Consider the following 24,308-nt stretch of genomic DNA (forward strand, 5'->3'; position numbering starts at 1 on the left):
ACGAAGGGCTGGGGAAAGCCCGGCCACAAAGCTTACTGTGGCTGTCCCACTGGGTTTTTCAGCGGTGGGTCTGGAACGATGATGACAGGATTGTCCACCTCACGAAAGGCAGGGACAAAGGGCGACTCCACTTTTTCCCAGACGCCAGGACCTTTGCGGGCCGGATCCGTTTCTTTCAAATAAATACCCCAAGTCATGAGCGCCAGAACGGTCATCAGACAAATCATCAAAAGGGACTCCAGCATGGTAAAGCCCGATGATGGAGCGCGGACGGCGGTGTGACGCATGAAAGTAGGGATCGGAAAAACGGATCAGGACTATCAAGTCCTGGGAGCAAGATGTGAGGGTGAGGGGAAGCCGCGGCTGGAATGTTTTTAGAACATTCCACGCTCTCTCTGCACTTCTTTAGGGACACGCGTTCTAGGAGCCGTGCCCATGCCCTGGCCACCGTAGTAGTTGCCGTTTTTGCTGTGGCCGAAAGGATAGGCGCAACTGCTGAGCAGGGCGCCAGCCACAAAAAGAAGTGTAAGACGGAGGATCATGAAGTGCGCGGGCTTGATTTTTTGACTCACGGCCCGTGCTATGAAAGCTATGGGCTGGATGACAATTCCCCAGGGGTGGATCTTTGCAAGCGTCAAGAATGGCTTGTATGCGGAGTTTATGTGAGGCCTCCCTCACGGATTTCCTGGGAAAGTGGTGGCACGGGGAACATATTTCCACCATAGAAAGGCGCTCACGCTTACCGCATTTTATTGTCATGTCTTCCGACTCACTCATTGGCATCATCGGTCTCGGCTATGTCGGACTCCCTCTCAGCTTGCGATTTGCCCAATGCGGCAGTCGAGTTCTTGGTCTGGATATTGACCCTACGAAAGTCAATAAGTTGACCGCAGGTGAGACCTATATTCTGCACATCCCTGAAAAAGACATTGCCGCAGCAGTCAGCGAGGGTCGTTTCCGCGCCACGACTGATTTTTCCCAGGCGGCAGAGTGCAACGCACTGATCATCTGTGTGCCTACCCCTCTGGCCGCAGGCAATGAGCCGGACCTGAGCTACGTGCTGAACACCGGCCGGGCCATCGCTCCTTACCTCCAGAAGGGCCAACTCGTGGTCCTGGAATCCACCACTTACCCCGGGACGACGGATGGGGAACTGCGAGAAGTTCTCGAAGCAGGCTCTGGCCTGATTGCTGGGGTGGACTTTCACCTCGCCTTTTCTCCCGAGCGCGAAGATCCAGGTAATCCCCTGAGCGATGTTTCCCGCATCCCGAAAGTCATCGGCGGCCTCACCCCCGCCTGTCAGCAGCGCGCCATGGAAGTCTATGGCCGGGCCATCCAAACGCTGGTGCCGGTGGACTCCTGCCGCATCGCCGAGGCGGTCAAACTGACGGAGAACATCTTCCGCGCGGTCAACATCGCCATGGTGAATGAGCTGAAGGTGGTGTATGACAAAATGGGCATTGATATCTGGGAAGTCATCGCTGCTGCCAAGACCAAACCCTTTGGTTTCATGCCCTTCTACCCTGGCCCAGGCCTGGGCGGCCACTGCATCCCCATTGATCCGTTTTACCTCACCTGGAAAGCCCGTCAATACGGCCAGGAGACACGCTTCATCGAACTGGCAGGCGAGGTCAATACTGCCATGCCGGCCTACGTCATCCAGCGCTGCCGCGAGGCGCTGGCGGCCCATGGCAAAGAATTGAAGGGTAGCAAAGTCCTTCTGCTAGGCATCGCCTACAAACCAAATGTGGACGATGACCGCGAAAGCCCAGCCTACGTCCTCTGGGAAATGCTGGAAGAGGCAGGCGCCGACGTGGTTTACCACGACCCGCACGTCCCCGTCATCCGGCCTTCGCGTGAGCACGGCCACTTTGCAGGTCGCCTCAGTGTGGATTTGTCTGCTGAGAACCTCGCCAGCTATGACCTGGTCCTTCTGGCGACGAATCACCAAGCCGTGGATTATCCACTGATCGCCGAAAATGCCCGCCTCATCGTGGATACACGCAATGCCTTTGGCCAGTTGCTCAAAGGCCAGCCGCATTATTACAAAGCTTAGCCCGAATTCCGCTGAGGAAGACCTGATCTCTGGCCGCTTTGGAACCATCCAGTGATTGCAAATCGCCCTGACACGTTCCAAACGATGGCCTTACCTTTTTTATGAAAGCTCTCATCACCGGCGGTGCCGGATTCATTGGTTCTCACATTGCTGAAGCTCTCTGTGCCCGTGGGGCGAGTGTGGTCGTGCTGGACAATCTCAGCCTGGGTAACCTGGAGAATCTAGCCTGGAAAAAACCGGGGGATGATTTGGAATTCGTTCAGGGAGACATCGGCGATGAAGCGCTGCTGGCGAAGATCACCGCCGGTTGTGACTGGGTGTTTCATGAAGGTGCCCTGCCTTCGGTGCCCCGCTCCGTGGCACAACCGTGGGAGAGCAATTCGCAAAACCTGGATGGCACACTGAAGGTCCTCATCGCAGCCCGCGATGCCGGCGTGAAGCGCTTCATGTTCGCCAGTTCCTCCTCCATTTATGGCGATTCCGATGCTCCTTCCAAGTACGAAGGCCTGCCACCGAACCCGCTTTCACCTTACGCATTGCAGAAATACGCGAGTGAGAAGTACGGCCAGCTTTTCCACCGCCTGTATGGTCTGGAAACCGTGGGTCTGCGTTACTTCAATGTCTTTGGTCCGCGCCAGGCCTTTGATTCACCCTACTCAGGCGTGATCGCTAAATACTGCACCGCCATGCTCAAAGGCGAGCGCCCTCTGGTGTTTGGCGATGGTCTCCAGGCCCGCGACTTTACCTTTGTGGACAATGCCGTCTCTGCCAACCTGCTGGCCGCTGAGGCCCCCGCAGAAAAGGTGGCGGGCAAGTTCTTCAATACCGCAGCGGGCGACTCCATTTCCCTCCTGCAACTCATCGAAGAACTGAATCAACTGACCAACCAGAAACTGGAACCCGAATTCCAACCCCCACGCGTGGGCGATGTGCGGAACTCCCTGGCAGACATCTCCGCTGCCCGTGAAGCCATGGGTTACGAGGTGCTGGTGGACTGGAAGGATGGCGTGGCACGCACGCTCGACTTCTACCGTTAAGCTTTAAAAAGCGGCGACTTCCTCAGCGGTCAGCGGCCGCCATTGACCTGCCTGCAAATCTGTGGGCAGGCGAAGACTGCCGATGCTTTCCCGATGCAGCGCAGTGACGCGGTTTTGCACGCGGTGAAACATGCGCTTCACCTGGTGGTAGCGCCCTTCATAGAGCGTCAGCCGTGCTCGGCGCGGGGCGAGGATCTCCAGCTCCGCAGGCAGGGTGGTGATGTCTTCGGTATGGAAGTAAAATCCAGCCGCAAAGGCAGCCACTGCATCTGGAAGAATGTCTTCCGCCGTTTCCACAAGATACACCTTTGCCACGTGCTCCACAGGCTCCATCAGGCGCTTGGACCAGCGGCCATCGTTCGTTAAGAGGATCAACCCAGAGGTGCCACGGTCCAGCCTCCCCGCGATGTGCAGGGTGTGTTTGTCGGGATCATCCAACAGATCAATGACCGTGCGGTGCACGGGATCCACGGTGGCACTGAGGATGCCCACAGGCTTATGCAGCATGAGGTAGAGCGCTCTCTCAGGTTCTTGAAGAAGGGTGTCATCCAGCTCAATTCGGGTGAAGCGATCCACCTCCTGCTGATTGCTGGTGCAGACACTGCCATCCACCCGAACGCGCCGGGCCGCAATCAGCCGATGGGCTGCACTGCGACCCAGGGAGGACTGTTTGGCAAGGAAGCGGTCCAGTTTCATCTGGAAGATGAGGTTGGCCCAGGGGTGTCAAAAAACCCAGTGGGCGCGTGCGGGCTGATTGCCGGCTTGGAGAGATCAGCCAGGAAAGTCCATCACTTCCGCCAGCACGCTACAAAGGGAGATCGTTTCTTCTTCTGAGGGCGCTTGGGCTTTTACCAAAGCGATCTGCAAGAGCCCTAGGCGGGTGGGGCAGGGGAGAATGGTGAGTGTTTCTCCCGTGGCCAAAATCTGCCGCGATACCTGGGAGGCACCGCTAGCGGCCTGCGCACTGGCACGAATGGCGGCATTCCACGCCATCATGGTGGAGAGGACCAGACCCGATTTTTTCGGCGGTCCCCAGAGAAGATCCCCATATTCATCCACGATGAGGAGTTCCCCTGCATTCCAACGGCTGCCAGCCCAGAGGGAGTAAGCTTCGAGTCGATCTTTGACCGACGCGCCTTGAGAGATAGGCACCTGCGGCAGCTCGACCGGGGCCGCGCTGAAATGCGTGGGCGGTGGTGAAGGGGTAAAGGCAGGTTCAGGAGCCGGACTGGCAGGCGCGGAAACCTCCTCCTCCACGGCCACAGGGGCAGGCTCGACAGCAGCCGGAGCCTCAACCACAGGCGGCTGGGCTGTGACCACGGAGGCAGTTTCCGCCGGGGGAGCGACGGGCTGCGGGGTCAATAAACCAGCGTGGATGGCTTTTTCGCGGATGGACTGAAGCCGCTGGCGAAAGGCTGCCAGATTAGGTGCTAGGGCAGCTTCTTCGACTTTGACCACGACAGGATCGGTGACCAAAGGCTCGACGGGCTCCGGTTTTGGCGGAGCGACCGGGACAGGTGCCGGAATTTTGGGGGTGAGAGATGGGCGCAGAGACTCCGCCAGTACGGCGACCTCTTCGGGATCAATCCAGGAGACTTGCATGATTATCGGAGGCTTCGCGTTCCTGGAGCAGGCCGGTGCGTTGTTCAATTTCTGCGGCGATCTGGTCAAAGATCAATGCTTCGGGGGGAGGGTTGCGTTTGATCAAAGCCACCGGGACTCCCATGGCGCTAGCTTCGAGAAAGGAACCCATGCGAGGGATGGACTGTTCAAACATCAAGTCTGCAGGCAGCAGGGCACGGAGTTCAGCCACCACTTTTTGGCTGATCTGATTTTCACCCATGACCATCGTCAGCAGGATGCCCGCCACTTTGACTCCAGCCCCCTCCGCGCGGAAGCGGGATAGAGTCTCCAGCATGTGCGGCACGCTGCGCACGGCCAGGGGCTCAGCCTGCTGAGGCAGGATGACGTAATCGCAAGCCTTTACCACGGACTCTGACATGCCATTGAGACCCGCAGCGGTGTCAATGATGAGGCAGTCCACACCGCGCAGTTCGGCAGCGCGCAGCAGGTCTGCCAAACGCGCCGGCACCTCCGCCGGGGACCAGCCCTGGCGAGCGCAGGCATCATACTGGCCGGCAGGCAGGATTTGCAGTTCGGGTAAGCGGGTGGAAAGCACCAGCTTGTTGAAGTTTTTTTCCCCGGTCAGAAAATCATAAAAGCCCTGCTTCGCCTTGGTCGAACGGGCCAGGGATAGACCGACTCCGCCCTGTGGATCGGTATCCACGAGCAGGGTATTCCATCCGCGCCGTGCGAGCGAGTACGCGAGGTTGATGCACAGCGTGGTTTTACCCACACCGCCTTTTTGACTGGCCGTTGCAATGGCGATCACAGTGCGCAGATAGACGCAACCCAGCGAGAATGCAGCCGCTTTTTTCACGACCTTGCACATCGCCTCACACAAGGGCTCCTCTGGCTAAGCTGAGGAAGCCGCGACAGTCATGGAGCCAGCCCTTACTCCACGGCGCCGATCCAGGTCTTCGACTTGCCGTTCTCAAGCTTTTCCAAGTCCAGGGGAGCTGGCTTTTTCACTTCCGCTTTTTCACCACGAACCTCTAAGGTGAGGGCTCCCTGCAAATGGGCTTTCTCCAACCAGTAACGGATGCGCACGTCCTGAGCTGTCTGCGCAGGGACCTGCGGCGGCTTTTCCGTGGCGAGGGTGAAAAGCGGCACCTCTTTCCCCTCCGCTGTCACTAGGCGCACATCGGGGGGCTGAAAGGAGAAAGGGCGGGGGCTGGTATTGCGGTAACGCAGCTCAATGTCCAGCCGGGCATTGCCATAATCACGCTCCAGAGTGCAGCGGTGGATTTTCAAACCTGGCTCGGTAGTCGTCACCTCGGCAGCCAGGGGCTCTGGATTGCCTTCTGAGGCCTCCTCCGTCGTAAAAACCCAGAGGGTGACCCCGAGGCTGAGGAGAATGAGCAGCCAGACTTCGAATCGTTTCAGGAAAGACATGGCCATGGCGTGATGCAGACACGACGGTTTTGCAATGAGAGATGTGAGCGCAACCCCAGGCAGTGCTAAAGCCCTCGTTGCATAAAATCTTGCGGCAGGGCTCCCCTACGTCAGACTGCGGCGTGAAGTTTATCCTGCTCTCCGCCCTGCTCAGTGTGTGTCTCCACTCCGCACAAGCCCTGGAAATCCCTGCCGGAGGGACCGAGATCGGCAGCTCTCTGAAAGCCAGCGCCAACGCGGAAGCGGGAAAAGCCGTGACTCTGGAAAAGGGGGCACGCATCACGGTAGAAAAGGCTGACGCATCCAAAGCCTATCTTGCCCAGTTTACCGTCCCCTGCACGCCTGAGATCAAAGCCGGGGAGCCTGTGCTAGCGGTGATCAAGGCCCGTGTCCTGGGCCCGTCCTCTAAAGGGGTAATGATAGCCAAACTGCAATTGCAACAAGCCCCCTACCTAGCCCTCAGCGCGGAAACCACCCTGGAGGTTCATCCTGAATGGACTGAATTGCCGGTGACTTTGGTGCCCAACAAAAACGCAGACGCAGGCATGGCGGCGCTAGTCTTGCTGTGCGGGCAAAAAGAACAGGCCTTGGAGGTCGAAAGCGTCCGACTGTTCAGCTACCCAGCGAAAACAGACATCGCCACCTTACCGCGCATCCGCCGCAGTTATGCCGGGCGTGAGGCCCAGGCTCCCTGGCGAAAAGCCGCGCTGGAGCGGATCGAAAAACATCGCCAAGCCGATCTGGCTCTGACCCTGACGGACCCGGCGGGTCAACCCCTGAAGAACACCGAAGTCCGCGCTGTTTTGCAGCGCCATGAATTTGGTTTTGGTTCCGCTGTGCCCGTAAAATGGCTACTGGAAGACAGCCAGGATGGGCGGAACTTCCGGAATATTGTGGATCGCCTGTTTAGCATCGTGGTGTTTGAAAACGATCTCAAAGAAGGGGAGTGGCCGCCCGAGGCGAGCGCCGAAAAACGCCACCACCGCAATGCCCAGCTCGACCAAGCTTTCGCTTGGCTTCAGGCGCGTCACATCCCGGTGCGCGGCCACTACCTCATGCAGGTGGCGACCCCCTACAATCTCCACGGCATCAACGACGCCGAGGTCATCCGGCAGCGGATCTTCGAAGGCACCCGTGAGCGGCTCGGCTTCGTGAAAGACCGTGTGCGTGAATGGGATGTGATCAATCACCCCATCGCCTGGCATGGCGCTGACATGTTGAATGCAAAACCCGGATTGGCAGAGATTGACCGGGAAACCTACCGGCTGGCACGGTCCCTGACGGACCTGCCTTTTTGGGTCAACGAAGATCAGATCTTCCGCCCCGGCCCGCAGCAAGAGCGCACCTTCACCTACATCCAGGCGCTGAATGAAGCCGGTCTCTCCGTAGCAGGCCTGGGCAACCAGGCCCACTTTGACGAAAGCTTTCTGCCATCCCCTGAGGACCTTCTAGCCGTGACCGATCGCTACGCGAAAATCGTTCCCTCGCAGTCCATCACGGAATTTGATGTGGTGACGCAGGCCGATGAAGAGCTGGCCGCAGATTACACCCGCGACGTGCTGATCGCCTGTTTTAGCCATCCCGCCTACAGCAGCATCCTTCTTTGGGGTTTTTGGGAAGGCACGCACTGGAAACCTGAAGCCGCCTCCTGGAACAAGGACTGGTCCATCCGTCTTCGCGGTGAGGTACTGGAAGAGTGGATCGGCCGACGCTGGCGCACAGATGTGACTTTAAAAACCGATGCCGAAGGCCGGGTCAAATGGCGGGGGTTTCCCGGTGACTATCTGGTGACGACCTATCTTGAAGGTGGAGTGGCCAACAGCACGGTGACACTCCATCATCAGAAGCCGACTGGGCGCGCCAGCCTCCAAAAAACCTCCGCGCCCCAGCCCTGAGCAGAGCCGTCACCGGGCAAAAGTTTTCATTTCCAAACGGCAAGCGTAGTGCCCTTTGTAAGCGCTTCGAATTTCCCACACGCCCTATGTCACGCATCGTCCTCGGCATCACCGGCTCCATTGCCGCTTACAAGGCGGCAGATCTGGCCAGCCAGCTCACCAAAGCTGGGCACGAGGTGACCTGTGTGCTGACGAAGGGTGCGCTGGAATTTGTCACCCCGCTGACGCTGGCCACCCTCTCACGCCGCCCAGTAGTGACGGATTTGTTTGCTGAAAAAGAAGGCTGGCAGCCCGGTCACATCCAACTCGCTGATGATGCGGATCTGCTGCTCATCGCGCCTGCTACCGCCAACGTTCTAGCCTCCATGGCGCATGGGTTTGCCAACGACGCGCTGACGGCCATCGCCCTGGCCACACGGGCTCCCCTCTTGATCGCGCCAGCGATGAACGGCAAAATGTGGCTGCACCCGGCGACTCTGAAAAATGTGGAAACACTCAAGGGCTGGGGCGCGCAATTCATCGAACCTGCGGAAGGGCTGCTGGCCTGCGGTTACGAAGGCGTGGGCCGTCTGGCTCCTGTGGAAGAAATCCTGGCAGCCGTGCAGGTCCTCTTAAACAAGGGAGCCGCATGAAGATCCTCATCACCGCTGGCCCAACACGCGAACCTCTGGACCCGGTGCGTTATCTAACCAACCGTTCCTCTGGCAAAATGGGCTACGCCCTGGCCGAAGCCGCCCGAGACCGAGGGCATGAGGTGACGCTGATCTCCGGCCCCGTCTCCCTACCTATGCCCGAAGGCCTGACCATGGTGAAGGTGGAAACCGCCCGCCAAATGTACGAGGCCGTGAGCAGCCACCTGAGCGGGCAGGATACCGCCATTTTTTCCGCGGCCGTGGCGGATTACCGACCGGTCGCCAGGGCCGAACAAAAGATCAAAAAAACAGGCGAGACCCTGACCCTGACGCTGGAGAAAACCGAGGATATTCTCGGCTCGGCCCGCGGCGTGTTCGGTTTCACCGGTTACCTAGTGGGTTTCGCGGCTGAGACGGAACGACTGCTGGAACATGCGCACGACAAGCTAGCACGCAAAGGCTGCGACCTCGTCATCGCCAATGATGTCTCGCAGGTGGGCATCGGGTTTGACAGCACGGAGAACGAAGTCACTCTGTGCCTGCCTGACGCCTCGCCCTTCCCCCTGCCACGTCAGAGCAAGGCTGCGCTGGCTCGCGAGTTGATCGCGTTCATCACCCAGCAGGCCGCCTTGAAAAAAACCCTTTGATCTCCTCCGGGACATTCGCCTCCATCCCTTCATTCCATGCCAGAACTCATCGCCATCGCCATCGAAGCCGCCACTCAGGCCGGCAACCTCATCCGGGACAACTTCGGCTCTGAAAAGACCGTCAATGAGATGCATCGCCGCGATGTGAAACTGGAACTGGATGTACGCAGCCAAAAGCTCATCACCGACATCATCCTGGGTTACCACGCGGACCACCGCATCCTGGGTGAAGAAGAAGGTGATGTGGGCGGCGATGGCGATGTGGAATGGATCGTGGACCCGATCGATGGCACGGTGAACTACTTCTACGGCATCCCGCATTTTTGCGTGTCCATCGCTGCACGTGTTCGCTCCACCAAGGAGCCTTTGCTGGGCGTGATCCATGACCCGATGCAGAATGAAACCTGGTCCGTCGTCAAAGGCGGCGTCGCCACCCTCAATGGCAAACCTATCACTGCCAGCACACGCGCCCAGATGAGCGAGGCGGTGGTGACGGTCGGTTTCTCCAAGAGCAAATCCGCCCTGGATGCGGGCTTTGAGCGCTACCGCCGCATCAGCTACGAGGTCTTCAAGACACGCATGCTGGGCAGTGCTGCCCTTGCGCTGGCCTACATCGCCTGCGGGCGACTGGATGCGTATGTGGAGGAGCAGATCAGCCTTTGGGACATCGCCGCCGGCGTCATGCTGGTGGAAGCTGCCGGAGGCAAGATCGTCACCCGCGACAGCACCGTGCGCCCAGGCACCATGTTCATCTGCGCCACCAATGGCAAGCTGGACATCGAGCCCTACCTGTAAGCGTTAAGCCGCTTTCGAGGTCACCTTCAGGCTCTCACTCCACTCCCGGGCAAAGTCCCGCTGGCAACGCTTGTTGACGGCAGCATTCAAAGTCATGGCGATGAGAGCCCCCAGGCCAGCCAGCGCCATGTCTTTGTGTGCATCCCAGACATCTCCCTGGGTGCCCAGGTAGGCGTTGCCCAAGTCGCCCCCAAAGGCCGTGGCCGCCGCCCACTCGATGAGCTCAAAAATGGCTGAGGTGGAAAGCATGATGTCCAGCGGCAGGAAGTAGGACCAAAAACCACGCACGCCTGCCACACGCAGGAAGATCTCGCGGAAGGGATACGCACACAGTAGCCCATAAAGAAAATGCAGCAGGCGGTCGAAATGATTCCGTTCCCACCCCATGAGGTCATTGAAGGTGCCGCCCGTCAGTGCCAGCCACCACTGGTCATACGGCACCTTTTCATAGGTGTAGTGGGCGCCGACCTCATGCAGGCACAGGAAAACAAAAATAAGGGTGTGCGACACCCGTGAGAACAGCCGCCTTTTCCAGCCCCAGAGCAGCAAGGCTGAGGCAGGCACCAGTAGCACATTTTCCAGCAACCAATCGTGACGATAGTGTGGACTGATGGCCAAGGCTGACCACCAGGCGACGAATAGGCCTAACAGTAAGCAGGTGTACTTCTCGTAGCTCAGGTATTTCATGAGGGGCAAAGAGGCTTTGCTCACATTGAAGAGCATCCACCACCTTTCGCCCAGCCTTTTCCATCAAACGATGGGCTTACGGCGGCGATTGAAAAGCAGCATGGAAAGCCCCACGCAGAGCAGCAGCGCACGCCCGGGCTCAGGCGTTACCACGAGGTAAACGGCATTTGCCCAGGTGGTGGTATCGAGCGTGTAGGTGAAGCCACTGGGCATGTTGCCAAAAGTGAAATCGGCAGGGTTATAGGTGAGCAGTCCTGTCCAGTCGAATAGCTTGTAAGCGCCATTTCCAAAGCCTCCAAGGTCAGTGACATTAAGCTGACCCGCCAAAGCGAGATTTCCCTGCACACTGACTTCGTCATCTGTGATGCTATCAAAGGTGCTGAGGTCAAATCTGAGCACCGAAGTGGGGGTAAGCGTGAGGCCGGTGACATCACCCACAGTGAGCTTACTGCCCAGGCTGACGCCTGCGGCACTCACATCCCCAGGTGACAGGATCGCACCCGCAGACAAAGAAACTTCGCGCGTCAGCGTGCCGTTGCCGCCCAAGATGGCTCCTGAACTGACCTGCACATTCTTACCACTGGGGCTGGTGAGCACACTGCCATTGACCAAGAAGGTGCCTGCCTGCACGAGGGTATTGCCCTGCCAGTTATTACTGCTGCCCGTGATGGCCACGATGCCGTTGCCGATCTTCACCACGTCATCTGCCGTGCCGGTGGTGCCTGCACCACGGACGATGTTGGCGATGTTTACCCGGCCTCCTGCGGCTGCGGTAACGGTCAGCTTGCTGGCGGCCTTGGTGCCATTGCCATTGGTCGTCGTGATGGTACCCGTATAATTAGAGATGTGCGCGGTATCACCACCGATGGTGTAGTTGTGCGTGACCGCAGGAAAGCTGGTGGAGGAAGAAGCCAGAGTGATGGTACGGCCGATGGTCACGGCATTGCTGGCCAGCAGGATGCCAGTGAGCGCCCCGCCATCATAAGTGGTTCCCATATTGATCGCACCGGTGCTATTGCCAAAGGCCCCATTGGCCCCGCTGGGGGCATCCACCAGAAGCTTGACGGTGGCACTCCAAATGCTGGTGGTCTTGGTGTAGCTGTTGAGGGCATTCAAAACGAAAGTACCACCGCTGTTGAAGGCCAGTTGGCCAGCCCCGGTGCCGGAAATCACGCCATTGAAGGTGGTGACACGACTACCGCCGCCGAGGAAGCGGATGTTCGTCGCCGCGCTCATGTCAATGCTGCCATTGAAGGTCATGTTCCCGCTGACCGCATTGAACCCGATGCTGGTGCCTGTGAAAACGATGTTGTTATTGATCGTCTGCAGCGCGGAGGATTCATTGCGCAAATGCAGCCCGGAATCATGACCTATACCCGTGCCTGCAAGATTAATCACGCCCGTGCCGCTGAGGGTAAATGCAGAAGCACCTGTGATGAACTTGAGCGTCTGCACGCTGACATTGGTATCTACATCCACCGCAGGTTTGACCGAACCTAAAAAACGCACATCATCCAGCGGGGAAGTGATGGCCGGAATGGCATTCGTATTCCAGTTATCCGCTGTGCTCCATTTATTGTCCGCCCCTCCACCATCCCAGTCCACCGTGATGGCGGTAGCAGGAGAAAGGCAGGCCAAAAGGGCAAGGCATGGAAAAACAAATGCGCGAAAGCTCATGGGGGGGTGGCCATGATGCCGCGTCTCGCCTGATGATCAACCTTAACGAGGCCTAAAGCCTTCGCGGGGGGAGTTTCTGCAAAAAGACCCAGCGGGAACCTTACTTTTTCGGAGCCGCCGCCTTCAATTCCGCAAGCAGTGCCTGGATCTTTTGGCGGAGAGCTTTGAACTCAGCGCTGCCTTTGTCCAAGCTGGCGAGTTGGGCATTCAGCTTTCTGATTTCCGCCGCTTGAGCGCGCCGCGCTTGGATACCGCGGCCAGAGGTGGCCCCCTCTTTGGCCTCCACATCATCCCAGTCATCCGTGCGGAAGACGGAGGCAGGCAGGCCTTCACTATTTACCAGATTCGCCCCCTCTGGATTGGAGGCCCAGGCATAACGGACGGCTACTGGCTGTTTCACTTCCGCACTGCTGACCACGACGCTATCCGTCCCGTCCACCTTGGCCTCCGCCCAGTGCCAGACTTTGTCTGCACCAGCGATTTCAAATCGTTTCAGCGCCCCGCCATCGCGGCTTTTTAAACCGTTGCCTGCGTGATCAAAGGTCACCTGGATCGCCCCGTCTTTCACCTCGCTGCTTTTGTAAAGAGGGCTGCTGTAGAGGAGATCACGTCCATAATCCTTCGCCAAAGCCCAACGGGCGAGGCGGTAACCAGGCGTCATTTTATCCTTCGGGTGGATGTCACTCACCTCCCCCACGTCGTTGATGACGGCCATGCCAGTCTTGGGCGTGGTCTCCAAAATATGCCGCATCCGGTCCTGAAGCAGGGCCCAGGGATCTGGCGTGCCGGGAGCCGTCGAAGGCGCGCGATAATTCGCCAACTGCACGAAGTAGAAGGAAAACTCATCTCCCCAGCGCTGCCGCCAGTCACGGATCATCAGCGGCAGGGATTCATCATAGGGCACTGCCCCCACTTTGGCATTGCCCTCTCCCTGATACCAAATGGCCCCGCGCAGCGTGTAGCCGACGAAGGGGTGAATCATCGCATCAAAAAGCACACCCGGTTTGCCCTCAGTCAACAAGGGCGGCTTGGGGACCACGGGCTTCTTGGGCAGGCGCTTGCGCACCTCGGCCGATTTGCCCTTGGCCGCAGCCATAGTCGCTTTCCATTTTTCCAATCTAGCTTCGTAGTCAGCCTGAGCGGCCGCAGGTTCATAACTCGCAGCTTCGGCCACCAGCTTGTCCACGAGGGCCTTGCTAGCCGGGTGGGTATTGAGAGCCTCGCGACTGGTGAAAGTTTCCACCGGTTTACCGCCCCAGCAGGTCTTTAGCACCCCCACGGGAATGCCCAGCTCTTGGTGAAGTTTCAGCGCAAAGAAAAACGCCACGGCAGAATAGCCGGGGACGGTCTCTGGACTGCACAGTGACCACTCACCCTCAATGTCCCGCTGCGGCGTTTCCGCCGTCACCAGGGGAGCATTGAACATGCGGAGCCCGGGGTAATTCGCCTTAGCCATCAGCTCCGCATAGGCTGGCGCGCGGTTCATGGTGAAGTACATGTTTGACTGCCCAGAGGCCAGCCACACCTCCCCCACCAGCACATCTTTGACCAACACCGTCTCCGCCCCTGAGGTGATCTTGAGCTCTTTTCCTTCAGCATCTGCAGGACCCGTTTCAATCGCCACCCGCCATTGCCCCTGAGCGTCTGCTTTGCCCACAGCCGTCTTGCCTTTGAAAGCCACGGTTACCTCGGCCAGTGGATCTGCGTGACCCCAAAGGGCCGCCGCACGCTCCCGCTGGAGGATCATGTGATCACTAAAGAAATGTGGCAGTGAAAGCTCTGCCAGAACACTGCCCGGCAGGCTGAGGAGAAGGATGGCCAAGGAACGGCGTGAGAAATATTTCATGATGGATCTGCCCCCATGAACGCTCATTGTCTCAGGACCTTACCAAACAGTGCCCGCAAAAAACAGAAAAAGGTCTAACTAAAAAGTGTGTTCTTCGGAAAGCGGTACTGAGCCTCTGTTGCGAACTCTCTCCCCTCTCTTGGCACAATCACACGTGAACGTAATAGATGCCTTCACAGCCCGTAGTCGGTGATGAATCTCCACCGAATCCGACCATGAAAATGCATCGCTTGTGCTCCGGCCACCACTCCAACCTTTTCACCACCGCCCAGGGCCGGCGTGATTTTCTCCAGGTGGGTGCCATGGCTGGCCTGGGGCTCACGCTGCCGCATTTGCTGAAGCTTCAAGCAGCCCAAATGAACCTGCCCCCCGTGGAGTCCTACAAGCCCGTCGCTACCTCCATCATTCACATCTACCTCCCCGGCGGCATGGCCCAACATGAATCCTGGGATCCGAAACCCTTGGCCGCTCCTGATTACCGGGGCCCTTTCAGCCCTGTCAAAGGTGTCACTGGCGAATACGTGGGCGGGCAGTTTACGAACATCGCTAAGATCCTGGACAAGATCAGCATCATCCGGTCCGTGACCCATGGTGAGGCTGCGCACGAACGTGGCACGCACAACATGTTCACCGGCTACCGCCCCAGCCCGGCGATCAAGTTTCCCAGCTTCGGCACCATTATCTCTCATGAGCAGGGACCGCGAAACAATCTACCTCCCTACATTGCCATTCCAAACATCATCGCGCCGGATCAAGGCAGCGGCTATCTCAGCAGTGCCTTTGGCCCCTTTGCTCTGGGGAGTGATCCAGCGGATAAAAACTTCACGGTGCGCGACCTCGCCGCTCCCAAGGACATTGATGACCGCCGTTTCGAGCGCCGCCGCTCCCTGCTCGCTGCCGTGGATGAACATTTCCGCAGCCAAGAGAAATCCGATGGCCTCACTGCCATGGATAGCTTTTATGATGCGGCCTACAACCTCATCAGTTCCACTCAAGCAAGAGAAGCCTTTAACCTCAATGCCGAGCCTAACAAACTTCGCGATGAATATGGACGCAATGCGGCTGGACAACGCTTTTTGTTAGCCCGCCGCCTTGTCGAGGCAGGCACCCGCATGGTCTCCGTGAACTACGGTAGCTGGGATCATCACTCGAACATCAAAGGCTCCTTTGAAAGTCAGGCCCCGCAGTTCGATGTGGCTTTTGCAAGGCTGATCAAGGATCTGGACGAACGTGGCATGCTGGATACCACGCTCGTGCTGGTCAGTTCCGAATTCGGTCGTGCCCCCAAGATCAATTCCACCAATGGCCGCGACCATTATCCGCGTGTTTTCTCCGTGGCGATGGCGGGTGGCGGCGTGAAAAGAGGCTTTGTCTATGGCAAGTCAGACGCCCTGGGTGCCGAACCTGAGGAGAACCCGGTGGGGCCCGAAGATCTCGCCCGCACGATGTACCGCTTGCTCGGCATCAATGCCTCCAAGCGCCTCGTCTTAGAGGGTGTGCGCCCGATTGACATCGTCAATGGCGGGCGTTTGCTCACGGAATTGATCGCGTAGTGGACCCTGCAGAGTACGCCTCATTTCTTTGCCACAGACCAACGCTCGACGTTGTTTTCCACCGCTGGCAGCGTCTTCAAATAATCGTAAATGGCACCCAGGTCTTCCTCTGTCATGTTCGCATACATGGTCCAGGGCATGACAGTCTGCATTTCACCTTTGGCGGCATCCACTGGCATAGGTTTGAAAGTCCCCGGCGCGTAGGCTTTGAAGCGGTCCACAAACATCTGTTTGGTCCACGCACCGATGCCGGTAACGGCGTGGGGCGTGATGTTAGGCGAGCGCACTGTGCCGCTGGGCATGGCAAATTCAAAGCCGCCTGCATAAGGCGCGCCCACTCGTTTGCCCTTTTCCATCTTCGTGTGGCACTCCGTGCAGCCCGCTGCATTCGCCAGATAGCCACCATAAGCGACCACGTCCGTCTTCGCAGGCAGTGACACGGGCTGGGCAGGCTGCGGCATGAGATGCATGATCACGTTCACTGGCGGGTCCGCTTTCGAGGGGCCAGGGCTACTTTCCTGCGCCGGAAGGCTGCGCAGATAAGCGATGATGCTGTACACATCCTCGGCCGCCATTTTGCCATAAGAAGGATAAGGCATGATCGGGAAAAGTGGGTGCCCGTCCTTGCTCACTCCGCTAGTGATGGCTCGATACAGCTCGCCATCCGTCCAGCTTTTGAGCCCGTGAGGCGTGATGTTCGGCGCAATAAAAGACCCGGGGAAATTCATCGTCTGGTCAAATTTCTCACCCCCAACGCCCAAAGTCCCTGGCTTCAGTGGACCTGAAAACAGCGCCCAATCTCGTGTACTGTGGCAGTCCATGCACACAGCCACGCTATTGGCTAGGTAAGCCCCACGGGCCAGCCGCTCGGGCGTGGCTTCCACCTTGAGGTCCGCCTGCACCGGAATGTTAGGCAAGTAATTGACCACATAAAAGACGCCCCCAGCGACGAAGAGAAGCGCCAGTAACAGCAGGGCACCCAGGATTTTAAGCAGCTTTTTCATTAGTGGCTTCCACTAGCAAGGAAGTTTTTCCAAAGCAAGCAGATCCCATACAAGTCATCCCCTATTCAAGGGTGTCAAAACCCTGACCTAACCGAGGTTGATACCCTTTGGCGATCCGCTCTATCCAGGCGGAATACTTCTTTTCCTCCTTCTGCGGATAAGTCATCCGCCAGCCCGATCCATACTTGGCATTGGCGGTGTACTTTTCATAAAAGCCCGTGCCATCTTCCATCACGCCAGAAATCACATACCAACTGTCGGTCTTTCGTTGGTAAGTGATCGTGCGACCTGAAGCAACGAGATCATCCTTCCACCGCACATCCAGATCGGCGGTGCCCTCCACATTGAAGCATCCATAAACCGCTAGCCGCACCTTGCCATCGGGCGTCGCAAAAGCCTGACCATCCCCGTTGGTCGGCGGCTCCAATGCTACGAGTCCTGGTGGAACGGGAATCACCGCCCCAAAGCGCGGATTTTGATAAGTCCGCCACCCATCTTTGCCCAGAGTAAGCTCTATCTGCCAGTCCTCATCCTGGGCTTGTAGAGTGCCGAGCAATGAAGTGGATAGATATAAAGCGCCAAGAAATAGAACCCACCGGGAATGGCAACACATCATGATGAGAAAGGGTTTAAAGATCACACCTTGATCCTGCCCGAAAGTACTAACCTGAACAGTAAAAACACTGGGAAATCATTCCAGCGCACTTGCTAAAGAGCCGCAGCCATCGCACCCATTCCATGCGCATGAAAATACCTCTTTTTCTGATCCTCACCTTGCTCGTCCTGAGTCGCTCTTTCAGCCAGGCGGAGCAGTTCGTTTTATTCGACGTGACATTCCCATTTACCAAGGCCGATGCTGACAACAGCACGCCCAGCAAGTCCCACTACTACGTGAAAAGTGATCGTCTGAATCCTCAGCGACCCAAAGACTGGACCACCCCGGTGGACTATCGCAACGGCACGGTGCATGTGCGGCTGGAGGTGCTGGATAAACCTGCGGGCAGCGCACCGACGACCTGGAGTGTTTGTTACATCCCCTACAAAGGTCAAAACCACGGTTATGGCTGCATCGGCACAGGTGTTTATCAGGAAAAGGGTGTGTATGAAAAGGACATCGCCATGACCAGTTTTTGGCAAAACAACGATATCCTTTGGGACCAGGGCATCAAAGAAATGCACTTGGTTCTGAAGGATCATACCAACACCCACGCCCACAAGCGCGCAGACTCAGAAAAGTTCTTTCCCACTCGGGTGCGCATGACGCTCATCCAGGTTTCGAAGGGAGCCACGTATGATGCGAAGCTTTTGCCTGAACTCTCAGAAACAGCCGTGAAGAAGTGAAGGCTCTGTAACAGGGCACTTCACTTCTTCACCTACCGGATCATTAAATCTGGTTAGGCCGAGATTTCTCAATGCCAATGACCACGATGGTAGCCCGATGAACGATAAGGAGAACGACGGTAATGGCCGTGATAACGCCGGTCATAGTGACGGTCATTGTGGTTGTTCGCCAGGCTATAGGCCAGCAAACCAGCGGCAGCCGCGCCGAGCACGGCCCCCTCAGGGGTGACCACCTGCTGCGGCCTGCCATAGGCATCGTAAGCGGTGGTGCAATTGGTCAAGGTGGTGCCTAAAAGCAAAGCCACGAGAAGATAATGGAGTCGAGTTTTCACAACGACTCTGACGCAGTACTCAAGAGGCGTATTCAAACCGTTCGTATCATTTGCGGAGAAGTCTATCCAGACAACGCTGCAAGCCAATCCAGCCGACGCTGCAATTTTGCTTGCCGCTCCGCATTTGGATTCGGGTACAGGATGGGGTACCAAGCGCTCATGACAGCAGCTCGGGCAATAAAGCTGTGGTGCAGTGCTTCTTCACGGACCGCTCCACCAGCATCCCGATACGCGGTGAGGATCTGGTCCACCGTGTCATGATCTTCCTCAAGGATCTTCGCATTCCAAAGGATGGAGGCGAGGTCCCACTCCACCGGCCCAGAAAAGGTGTCTTCCCAGTCTGCCCACAACAAACCCGTGGTTGTGTTCATGAGATTCCCCAAGTGCGCATCTCCATGTAAGGGCTGATGAGGAAAGGCAGCCAGTTTTTCCGTAGAGATAGTTAGGCAGTCACGGAGTAAAGACAGGGTGGCATCAGGAAAGAGTGCGCGTTCTTTCAGGGTGGCCAGAAGAGCGAGGCTTTCAGTCAAGATCGCCAACTTTGGCAAAGGTTCCGGGAAATGGCGCAAGACTTCATGGCAATGCTGCAAGGTAGCGCCAATTTCTTTCGGTTCAGGGGCCGCCTCGATGGTTGAAACGTATAACCAAAAGTTCAATGTGTAACCCAGATGCTCATGCGGTTCCTGCGGCAGATCCGGATGCATGGGCACCACGGGCGCTCCCTGCTGCGTCAGGTGGCGTGCCAGTGCTGTCTCACGGGCAAACCATTCTGTGCCCTGGCGCGGCCCGTCCACATCCTGCACCACCCGCGCCACCAGTGTCTCGCTCAGCCGCAGCACCAGCGTGTTTCCATCCTGCAAGACTTCACAGCGATCTAGAGTGACGCCGTGGGCGAGAGCGGTTTCTGTGGCCGCACGAATGGGAAGGTCGAGGTGGCTCATGGCGCAGAGAAGGGGCTACAGGCGACGACCTTGGCACAGTCCGGCAGGGCGGCCCAGCGCACGCGCCACCCTGCGATCTCCGTCACGTACTCACGGATGTTATCCGCATGATACGCGGGCTGGGGCTGCAAAGCTAAAGACTGATCCATGATGACGCGCACCTCTTCCGGTGGCTGCGGGCACTCCCACAGCACGGGCACCCGCACGGGTGGAGTATCGGCAAAGCTGCTGTTCGCCTCTGGAACGGAGTCTGCGTAGCGGATATATGGTTTGATGTCAAAAATGGGTGTGCCATCCACTAGATCCACACCCGAGACAAAAAGGCGCGGGGCTTTGTCCCCCTCCAGCCCTACACGGTCCAGTTTCACCACACTCAAAGTTAGGCGATTGGGCCGAAAAGGTGAACGTGTGGCAAACACGCCTTTGCGCTCATTGCCCCCTAGCCTCGGTGGGCGAACGGTGAGGGAGGTCGGCTCTTCCTTCACCAGATGAAACTGGGTGATCAGCCACAGGTGGCTAAACTCCTCCATGCCTCGCACCGCCTCCACACGACGGAAAGCGGGCTCAAATTCGACAATGCCCCAAGCCGCAGGCACCAGCCCCGGCTGTCTCGGCACCCCAAACTTGTCCGTATAGCAAGTCCGCAGGGTGGCGATGGGTGTAATTTCAGGCATGCGGTGAAAGCGCGCAGAGACTACTTGGACGTCCACTCCTTGACCAGCTTGGCCCCCGCACCCGCACCCATGGCAGCGGTGCCTTTTTGCACCAGAGATCCATCGGTATTGAAGAGGAAGTACACAGGACGGTCCATGCCCTCACTGCCGATCACATCGCGGATGTTCCGGTCTTTGAAATCCGTGATCACTAGGATGAAATGTTCACGAACCAGCTTCTTCGTTTCTTCCAGTTCCAGCATGCCTTTGATGTGGAAGGCTTGCCCATTCTTCTTCTCATCATAGGCAAACACCAGCACCCGTTTATTATCCTTTTCGCCGCGTTTGATCGCAGCCCCCACACTGTTACCCGAGTTCATGCCCATGAAGGCCTGCGAATCAAACTCGTCCGCCTGCACCTGAGCGAGCAAGAGTACCAAAAAGAGAAAAGGAGAGAGGAGAAAGCGTGAGGTCATGGTCTAGCCTGTCAGCGGATTGACGCTTGGCAACGATGTTTCTTTGACACCGAAGCACGGTCGCGATCAGCCCAAAATCCGCCAGGTGAGCTCAATGCCCAAACCCAGAGGTAAGGGGGTGATGGGACCTACTGGGGTTTCCAACAACGGTGTTTGTGACGGGCCTTTTTCCATCTGGAAACGCTGCATGGAAGCAGGGAAACCGTAGAAACCAGGACCATTCAGGCTGAGGAAACGCTCGAACAAAGCCAGACCATCCGCCGAGCTGAGATCCACACCCGCCTCTTCAAATGCCATGGCATAAAGCTGCGGTGCACAGCCGCCCGTGAAGCAGCCAGCCGCACAGCCACAGGCCGTCGCTTTGGTTGTGTGAGGGGCGCTGTCGGTGCCGGCAAAAAACTTGCTTTGGCCTGCCACCGTCACCTGCTGCCGCAGCGCTGCACGATCATCCTGGAACTTGACGATGGGCAGGCAATACAGGTGGTATTTCAGGCCCTGGATCAGGTGCCCCATCGTGTAAAGCAAGTGCTGCGGCGTGATCGTAGCCCCCACGTGGTCCGGGGCCTTCGCCACAAACTCAGCCGCCGTGCGCGTAGTGATGTGCTCACACACGATGCGCAGTTTCGGGTGCGCGGCCAAAAGGCGCGGCATCCGCTCGGTGTAAAATCGCGTCTCGGCATTCTGCTGCGCATCAATGTAGTCTGGCCCGCTCAGTCCATGCTGCTCCCCGTGGATGCACAGGATGATGCCCTGCTCCTCCATGGCCTGAAGGACCTCACCGCCGATGAGGTCATCCATAGGCAGGCCATGCTCGGCATTCGTGGTGCCATGCGGTGGGTAGTATTTGCAGGCCCGCAACAGGCCAGAGGCAGCCCCTTCGCGAATCATCGCCGCCGTGGTCTGGCGCGTGAGATAAAGCGGGACGATGAGTTGCTCAAAAACCTCTGCCCCTGCAGCGCGCAAGTCTGCTGAATAACTCTCCAGGGACCAGCCATCGGCCTGCGCCTCACCAGACACCCGGGAAACCGGAGGCTGCGTGTTTGGCATCGCTAGGGCCCCCGCACAGCCCATGTCTAGGTGCGCCTTCACATAAGCCGCCATAGCAGGGCCTTGGCGAAAGTGCGTGTGGAGGTCGAACCAGCGAGGAAGATCAAGTGTCATGCCATTCCGTTAGCGCGAGAAGGCGACGGATCAATGCCGAGGTGAAAGAGTCGAGATGACCACTTCACCACGGATCTGTGGTTTCCTCATGATCCGCGCCTCGGTCTAACGGCGCAGTCTTTTACACCTCCCTCGGTAGCGCTTGCACAGGCCGTGCAGCACTAGACCACCCAGCACGCTGAGGCACACCACGAACAAACCTAGTCGCAGGTGCGAGGCCGCGGCAGCGGAGATGCTGATGCCAGTCATGAGGGCCACATAGGCGGCCATGCAAACCGGACATTTTGGCATCGCGATGAGCATGAGACTGGAGAAAACCACACTCGCAGCCTGTGCGATACCTCGTTTGCCAACCTCTGCGCGCCGGGAGTGCTCCACACAGCAGGAGAGCTTTTTCATGCGCGTTCGGCGGGTTGGCAGCAGGGCGCTGTTTGGTTGCTTGCCGTCTCGTATTGATCGTGGTGACGCCACCAGACCCCTCCTTCCTCATTGCGCCCCAGCGGAGCCCGGTCCAGCCAAGGATACATGCCCCACAGGCTATCCACACCGCGCGAGTATGTGGAATAAGTGTGATAGACCGTCCCGCCCTCCTGAATGAAGGCGCTCATCCCCGGTCTCTGCCGAAGATAGGTGGGGGTATTGACACCGCACATGGTGGCAAATTCAAACTCCGCCACCTCACCTCCGCCCGGCTTGCCATCGCGCCATTCCTGCTGCGGCTCACGGGTGAAGTTGTACTCCAGGCCGTTCCGTTGCTGCTCCTCGGTGTATGAGGCGCAGAAGTCGAAATTGAAATCGCACCCCAACGAGGACGCCCACGGAAAGCTCCAGCCCATTCGCTTTTTGAAGGCCACCAGTTTCTCCAGCGGGGCCAGGGAAACCGCCGTCAGCAGCACATCATGATTCGCCAGATGGACGGCAATGCCATTGAACCCATCGGCAATCGATGAGCAGGAAGGACAGCCCGCCGTGTAGTCCGGACCAAACATGAAATGGTAAACCAAAAGTTGCGAACGGCCCTGGAACAGGTCTGCCAATTTGGCTTCACCCGCCTCGGTCATGAAGCGGTAATCTTGGGTCACAGGCACCCAGGGCAATTGCTGGCGTTGCCGCGCCAGCTCGTCACTTTGCCGCGTCAGTTCCTTTTCGGCTTTCAGCAGTTCCAGACGTTCTTTGAGCCATTCTTCTTGGGTTCCGATTCGGTGTGTAGTCATGGGGATTCCTCCTTGGAGGATGATGTGAGTTTCGTTTGAGTGACGGCCCAGAGTTGGGTCGTCGGGATCAAGTTATCGCTTGGCAGCAGCGTGTGTGAGTGACAACGATGGCGCGATTATTCATGGACTCGCTCATCACTGCAGCTGCCTCTGCCCTCGCTGCGGGAGATCCCCTGCGTGCGCTGAATTGCGTGGCGCTGCGCGAGGACGCACCTGCCCTGGCGCTGAGAGGCATCGCCATGGCACAACTGGGCGATCTACCCCAGGCCCAGCATCTTTTAAAGCGGGCCGCGCGAGCCTTTGGTCCCAAACAACCCCTCGCCCACGCCCGCTGTGTGGTCGCCCAGGCGGAGATCGCCTTTGTTTCCCGCGAGCTGAGTTGGCCTGTGAAAGAGCTCGCCACAGTCCAGGCCACGCTGAAACAAAACGGCGATGCCCTCAATGCCGTGCACGCTTGCCATCTCCAAGCTAGGCGTTCGCTTTTGCTCGGTCAGCTCGACGAGGCAGAACGTCTGCTCGGCACCGTTGATCCCGCGCCTTTGCCGCCGATCCGACGGGCCGCGCATGAGATGATTCTCGCCGGCATTGCCATGCAACGTTTGCGCACGGGGCCTGCACGGGCAGCTTTGACCCGCGCCCAAGAGGCTGCGCATTTGACCCGCATTCCCGCTTTGAAAGCCGAAGTGGCCGCCGCTGCCCAACGGCTAGAAACACCCGTGGCACGGCACATCACAGGCGACCATGAACGCCTCATCCTGCTGGCCGATCTGGAGGCCTTGCTGGCCTCAGGAACCTTGGTGGTGGATGCCTGCCGCCGGGTGGTTAGGCGAGGCAAGATGGTGATACCCCTGGCTTCACGCCCCGTGCTGTTTGCACTCGCCCGCGCTCTGGCCGAAGCTTGGCCTAACGATGTTTGCCGAACGGACCTGCTGCGCGCTGCCTTTCAGGCCAAGCGGGTGGATGAATCCCATCGCGCCCGGCTGCGGGTGGAGATCGGTCGCCTCCGCCAGTTGCTGCATCCGCTGGCGGATGTGCAGGCGACCCCGCAGGGCTTTGCGCTCCGGCCTCGCAACGATGTGGCCGTGAACGTTCTGGCCTGGCCAGTCGAGGAGGAGCACGGTGCGGTGCTGGCCTTTCTCGCCGATGGTGAGGCCTGGTCTAGCTCGGCTCTCGCCCTGGCTCTCGGCATCAGCCAGCGCACCGTGCAACGTTCTCTCGATGTCCTCGCAGAGGAGGGAAAAGTGCAGTGGTTTGGCCGTGCCCGGGCGCGACGATGGACCTCTTCCTCCGTGCCTGGATTCACGACGATAATGTTACTCCCCACCTTGCTGCCCGGCGGTTAGACT

Annotated in this window: 27 protein-coding genes; 9 read left to right on the forward strand and 18 right to left on the reverse strand. The window is 58.2% G+C overall.

What is annotated here, in order from left to right; all coding sequences use genetic code 11:
* Positions 1–32: 32 nt before the first annotated feature.
* Positions 33–287, reverse strand: a complete 255-nt coding sequence (locus HNQ64_RS04045) for a type II secretion system protein (RefSeq protein ID WP_184205595.1) — start codon at positions 285–287, stop codon at positions 33–35.
* An 87-nt stretch (positions 288–374) separates the two neighbouring features.
* Complete coding sequence (locus HNQ64_RS04050; RefSeq protein WP_184205597.1) at positions 375–542, reverse strand: hypothetical protein; 168 nt, start codon at positions 540–542, stop codon at positions 375–377.
* Between the two features lie 215 nt (positions 543–757).
* Between HNQ64_RS04050 and HNQ64_RS04055 the strand changes: the two genes are divergently transcribed.
* Positions 758–2,056, forward strand: a complete 1,299-nt coding sequence (locus tag HNQ64_RS04055) for a nucleotide sugar dehydrogenase (protein ID WP_184205599.1) — start codon at positions 758–760, stop codon at positions 2,054–2,056.
* 101 nt (positions 2,057–2,157) lie between these two features.
* Entirely contained in the window at positions 2,158–3,093 is a 936-nt protein-coding gene (locus HNQ64_RS04060) for an NAD-dependent epimerase/dehydratase family protein (RefSeq protein WP_184205601.1), read from the forward strand.
* 3 nt (positions 3,094–3,096) lie between these two features.
* On the opposite strand, the gene HNQ64_RS04065 is transcribed toward HNQ64_RS04060, so the two are convergent.
* The 4 genes from HNQ64_RS04065 to HNQ64_RS04080 all read right to left on the reverse strand — a co-directional run bounded on the left by HNQ64_RS04065 (position 3,097) and on the right by HNQ64_RS04080 (position 6,108).
* A complete protein-coding gene (locus tag HNQ64_RS04065) occupies positions 3,097–3,789 on the reverse strand; it encodes a pseudouridine synthase (RefSeq protein ID WP_184205602.1) in 693 nt (230 codons plus the stop codon).
* A gap of 75 nt (positions 3,790–3,864) precedes the next feature.
* The gene (locus HNQ64_RS04070) at positions 3,865–4,695 is read right to left on the reverse strand and encodes a hypothetical protein (protein WP_184205604.1); all 831 of its coding nucleotides are present in this window, start codon (positions 4,693–4,695) and stop codon (positions 3,865–3,867) included.
* The gene (locus tag HNQ64_RS04075; protein WP_184205606.1) at positions 4,676–5,533 is read right to left on the reverse strand and encodes an AAA family ATPase; all 858 of its coding nucleotides are present in this window, start codon (positions 5,531–5,533) and stop codon (positions 4,676–4,678) included. The genes HNQ64_RS04070 and HNQ64_RS04075 overlap by 20 nt, the downstream gene beginning before the upstream one ends.
* 74 nt (positions 5,534–5,607) lie before the next feature.
* The gene (locus tag HNQ64_RS04080; RefSeq protein WP_184205608.1) at positions 5,608–6,108 is read right to left on the reverse strand and encodes a hypothetical protein; all 501 of its coding nucleotides are present in this window, start codon (positions 6,106–6,108) and stop codon (positions 5,608–5,610) included.
* Between the two features lie 122 nt (positions 6,109–6,230).
* Between HNQ64_RS04080 and HNQ64_RS04085 the strand changes: the two genes are divergently transcribed.
* The 4 genes from HNQ64_RS04085 to HNQ64_RS04100 all read left to right on the forward strand — a co-directional run bounded on the left by HNQ64_RS04085 (position 6,231) and on the right by HNQ64_RS04100 (position 10,077).
* Positions 6,231–8,003 (forward strand): endo-1,4-beta-xylanase, encoded by a 1,773-nt coding sequence (locus HNQ64_RS04085; RefSeq protein WP_184205610.1) that lies wholly within the window; start codon positions 6,231–6,233, stop codon positions 8,001–8,003.
* Positions 8,004–8,089: 86 nt separating this feature from the next.
* Positions 8,090–8,635, forward strand: a complete 546-nt coding sequence (locus tag HNQ64_RS04090) for a flavoprotein (RefSeq protein ID WP_184205612.1) — start codon at positions 8,090–8,092, stop codon at positions 8,633–8,635.
* Positions 8,632–9,282, forward strand: coding sequence for a phosphopantothenoylcysteine decarboxylase domain-containing protein (locus HNQ64_RS04095; RefSeq protein ID WP_184205614.1), 651 nt, complete (start codon positions 8,632–8,634; stop codon positions 9,280–9,282). The genes HNQ64_RS04090 and HNQ64_RS04095 overlap by 4 nt, the downstream gene beginning before the upstream one ends.
* Before the next feature lie 36 nt (positions 9,283–9,318).
* Positions 9,319–10,077, forward strand: a complete 759-nt coding sequence (locus HNQ64_RS04100; protein ID WP_184205616.1) for an inositol monophosphatase family protein — start codon at positions 9,319–9,321, stop codon at positions 10,075–10,077.
* A 3-nt stretch (positions 10,078–10,080) separates the two neighbouring features.
* Here HNQ64_RS04100 and HNQ64_RS04105 read toward each other — a convergent pair whose 3' ends face one another.
* From HNQ64_RS04105 to HNQ64_RS04115, 3 genes are all read right to left on the reverse strand, one after another.
* Positions 10,081–10,764 carry a DUF2238 domain-containing protein gene (locus HNQ64_RS04105; RefSeq protein WP_184205618.1) on the reverse strand — a complete coding sequence of 228 codons (684 nt, stop codon included), beginning with the start codon at positions 10,762–10,764 and terminating at the stop codon, positions 10,081–10,083.
* A gap of 63 nt (positions 10,765–10,827) precedes the next feature.
* Complete coding sequence (locus HNQ64_RS04110; RefSeq protein WP_184205620.1) at positions 10,828–12,441, reverse strand: PEP-CTERM sorting domain-containing protein; 1,614 nt, start codon at positions 12,439–12,441, stop codon at positions 10,828–10,830.
* Positions 12,442–12,541: 100 nt separating this feature from the next.
* The gene (locus tag HNQ64_RS04115) at positions 12,542–14,287 is read right to left on the reverse strand and encodes a sialate O-acetylesterase (RefSeq protein WP_184205622.1); all 1,746 of its coding nucleotides are present in this window, start codon (positions 14,285–14,287) and stop codon (positions 12,542–12,544) included.
* A gap of 215 nt (positions 14,288–14,502) precedes the next feature.
* On the opposite strand from HNQ64_RS04115, the gene HNQ64_RS04120 reads away from it, so the two are divergent.
* On the forward strand, positions 14,503–15,840 hold the full coding sequence (locus tag HNQ64_RS04120; RefSeq protein ID WP_184206152.1) for a DUF1501 domain-containing protein: 1,338 nt from the start codon (positions 14,503–14,505) through the stop codon (positions 15,838–15,840).
* Between the two features lie 20 nt (positions 15,841–15,860).
* Here HNQ64_RS04120 and HNQ64_RS04125 read toward each other — a convergent pair whose 3' ends face one another.
* Together HNQ64_RS04125 and HNQ64_RS04130 are read right to left on the reverse strand one after the other, a co-directional pair.
* Positions 15,861–16,844: a c-type cytochrome gene (locus HNQ64_RS04125; RefSeq protein WP_184205624.1), complete on the reverse strand. Its 984-nt coding sequence runs from the start codon at positions 16,842–16,844 to the stop codon at positions 15,861–15,863.
* A gap of 61 nt (positions 16,845–16,905) precedes the next feature.
* A complete protein-coding gene (locus HNQ64_RS04130) occupies positions 16,906–17,460 on the reverse strand; it encodes a hypothetical protein (RefSeq protein WP_184205626.1) in 555 nt (184 codons plus the stop codon).
* 128 nt (positions 17,461–17,588) lie between these two features.
* On the opposite strand from HNQ64_RS04130, the gene HNQ64_RS04135 reads away from it, so the two are divergent.
* A complete protein-coding gene (locus HNQ64_RS04135) occupies positions 17,589–18,185 on the forward strand; it encodes a hypothetical protein (protein WP_246430928.1) in 597 nt (198 codons plus the stop codon).
* Positions 18,186–18,253: 68 nt separating this feature from the next.
* Here the strand turns inward: HNQ64_RS04135 and HNQ64_RS04140 are convergent, their stop codons facing one another.
* The 7 genes from HNQ64_RS04140 to HNQ64_RS04170 all read right to left on the reverse strand — a co-directional run bounded on the left by HNQ64_RS04140 (position 18,254) and on the right by HNQ64_RS04170 (position 22,962).
* The gene (locus HNQ64_RS04140) at positions 18,254–18,517 is read right to left on the reverse strand and encodes a hypothetical protein (RefSeq protein ID WP_184205630.1); all 264 of its coding nucleotides are present in this window, start codon (positions 18,515–18,517) and stop codon (positions 18,254–18,256) included.
* A 62-nt stretch (positions 18,518–18,579) separates the two neighbouring features.
* Complete coding sequence (locus HNQ64_RS04145) at positions 18,580–19,458, reverse strand: phosphotransferase (RefSeq protein ID WP_184205632.1); 879 nt, start codon at positions 19,456–19,458, stop codon at positions 18,580–18,582.
* A complete protein-coding gene (tsaA, locus tag HNQ64_RS04150; protein WP_184205634.1) occupies positions 19,455–20,132 on the reverse strand; it encodes a tRNA (N6-threonylcarbamoyladenosine(37)-N6)-methyltransferase TrmO in 678 nt (225 codons plus the stop codon). Before tsaA ends, HNQ64_RS04145 begins: the two co-directional genes overlap by 4 nt.
* Before the next feature lie 20 nt (positions 20,133–20,152).
* Positions 20,153–20,587 (reverse strand): hypothetical protein, encoded by a 435-nt coding sequence (locus HNQ64_RS04155; RefSeq protein WP_184205636.1) that lies wholly within the window; start codon positions 20,585–20,587, stop codon positions 20,153–20,155.
* 66 nt (positions 20,588–20,653) lie between these two features.
* The gene (locus HNQ64_RS04160; RefSeq protein WP_184205638.1) at positions 20,654–21,748 is read right to left on the reverse strand and encodes an amidohydrolase family protein; all 1,095 of its coding nucleotides are present in this window, start codon (positions 21,746–21,748) and stop codon (positions 20,654–20,656) included.
* 105 nt (positions 21,749–21,853) lie between these two features.
* Positions 21,854–22,147 (reverse strand): hypothetical protein, encoded by a 294-nt coding sequence (locus tag HNQ64_RS04165; RefSeq protein ID WP_184205640.1) that lies wholly within the window; start codon positions 22,145–22,147, stop codon positions 21,854–21,856.
* Complete coding sequence (locus HNQ64_RS04170; protein WP_184205642.1) at positions 22,144–22,962, reverse strand: DUF899 domain-containing protein; 819 nt, start codon at positions 22,960–22,962, stop codon at positions 22,144–22,146. The genes HNQ64_RS04165 and HNQ64_RS04170 overlap by 4 nt, the downstream gene beginning before the upstream one ends.
* Before the next feature lie 122 nt (positions 22,963–23,084).
* Here HNQ64_RS04170 and HNQ64_RS04175 point away from each other — a divergent pair, with 122 nt between their 5' ends.
* Positions 23,085–24,305, forward strand: coding sequence for a helix-turn-helix domain-containing protein (locus HNQ64_RS04175; RefSeq protein WP_184205644.1), 1,221 nt, complete (start codon positions 23,085–23,087; stop codon positions 24,303–24,305).
* Positions 24,306–24,308 lie beyond the last annotated feature (3 nt).

The organism is Prosthecobacter dejongeii (assembly GCF_014203045.1).
Classification (GTDB): domain Bacteria; phylum Verrucomicrobiota; class Verrucomicrobiia; order Verrucomicrobiales; family Verrucomicrobiaceae; genus Prosthecobacter; species Prosthecobacter dejongeii.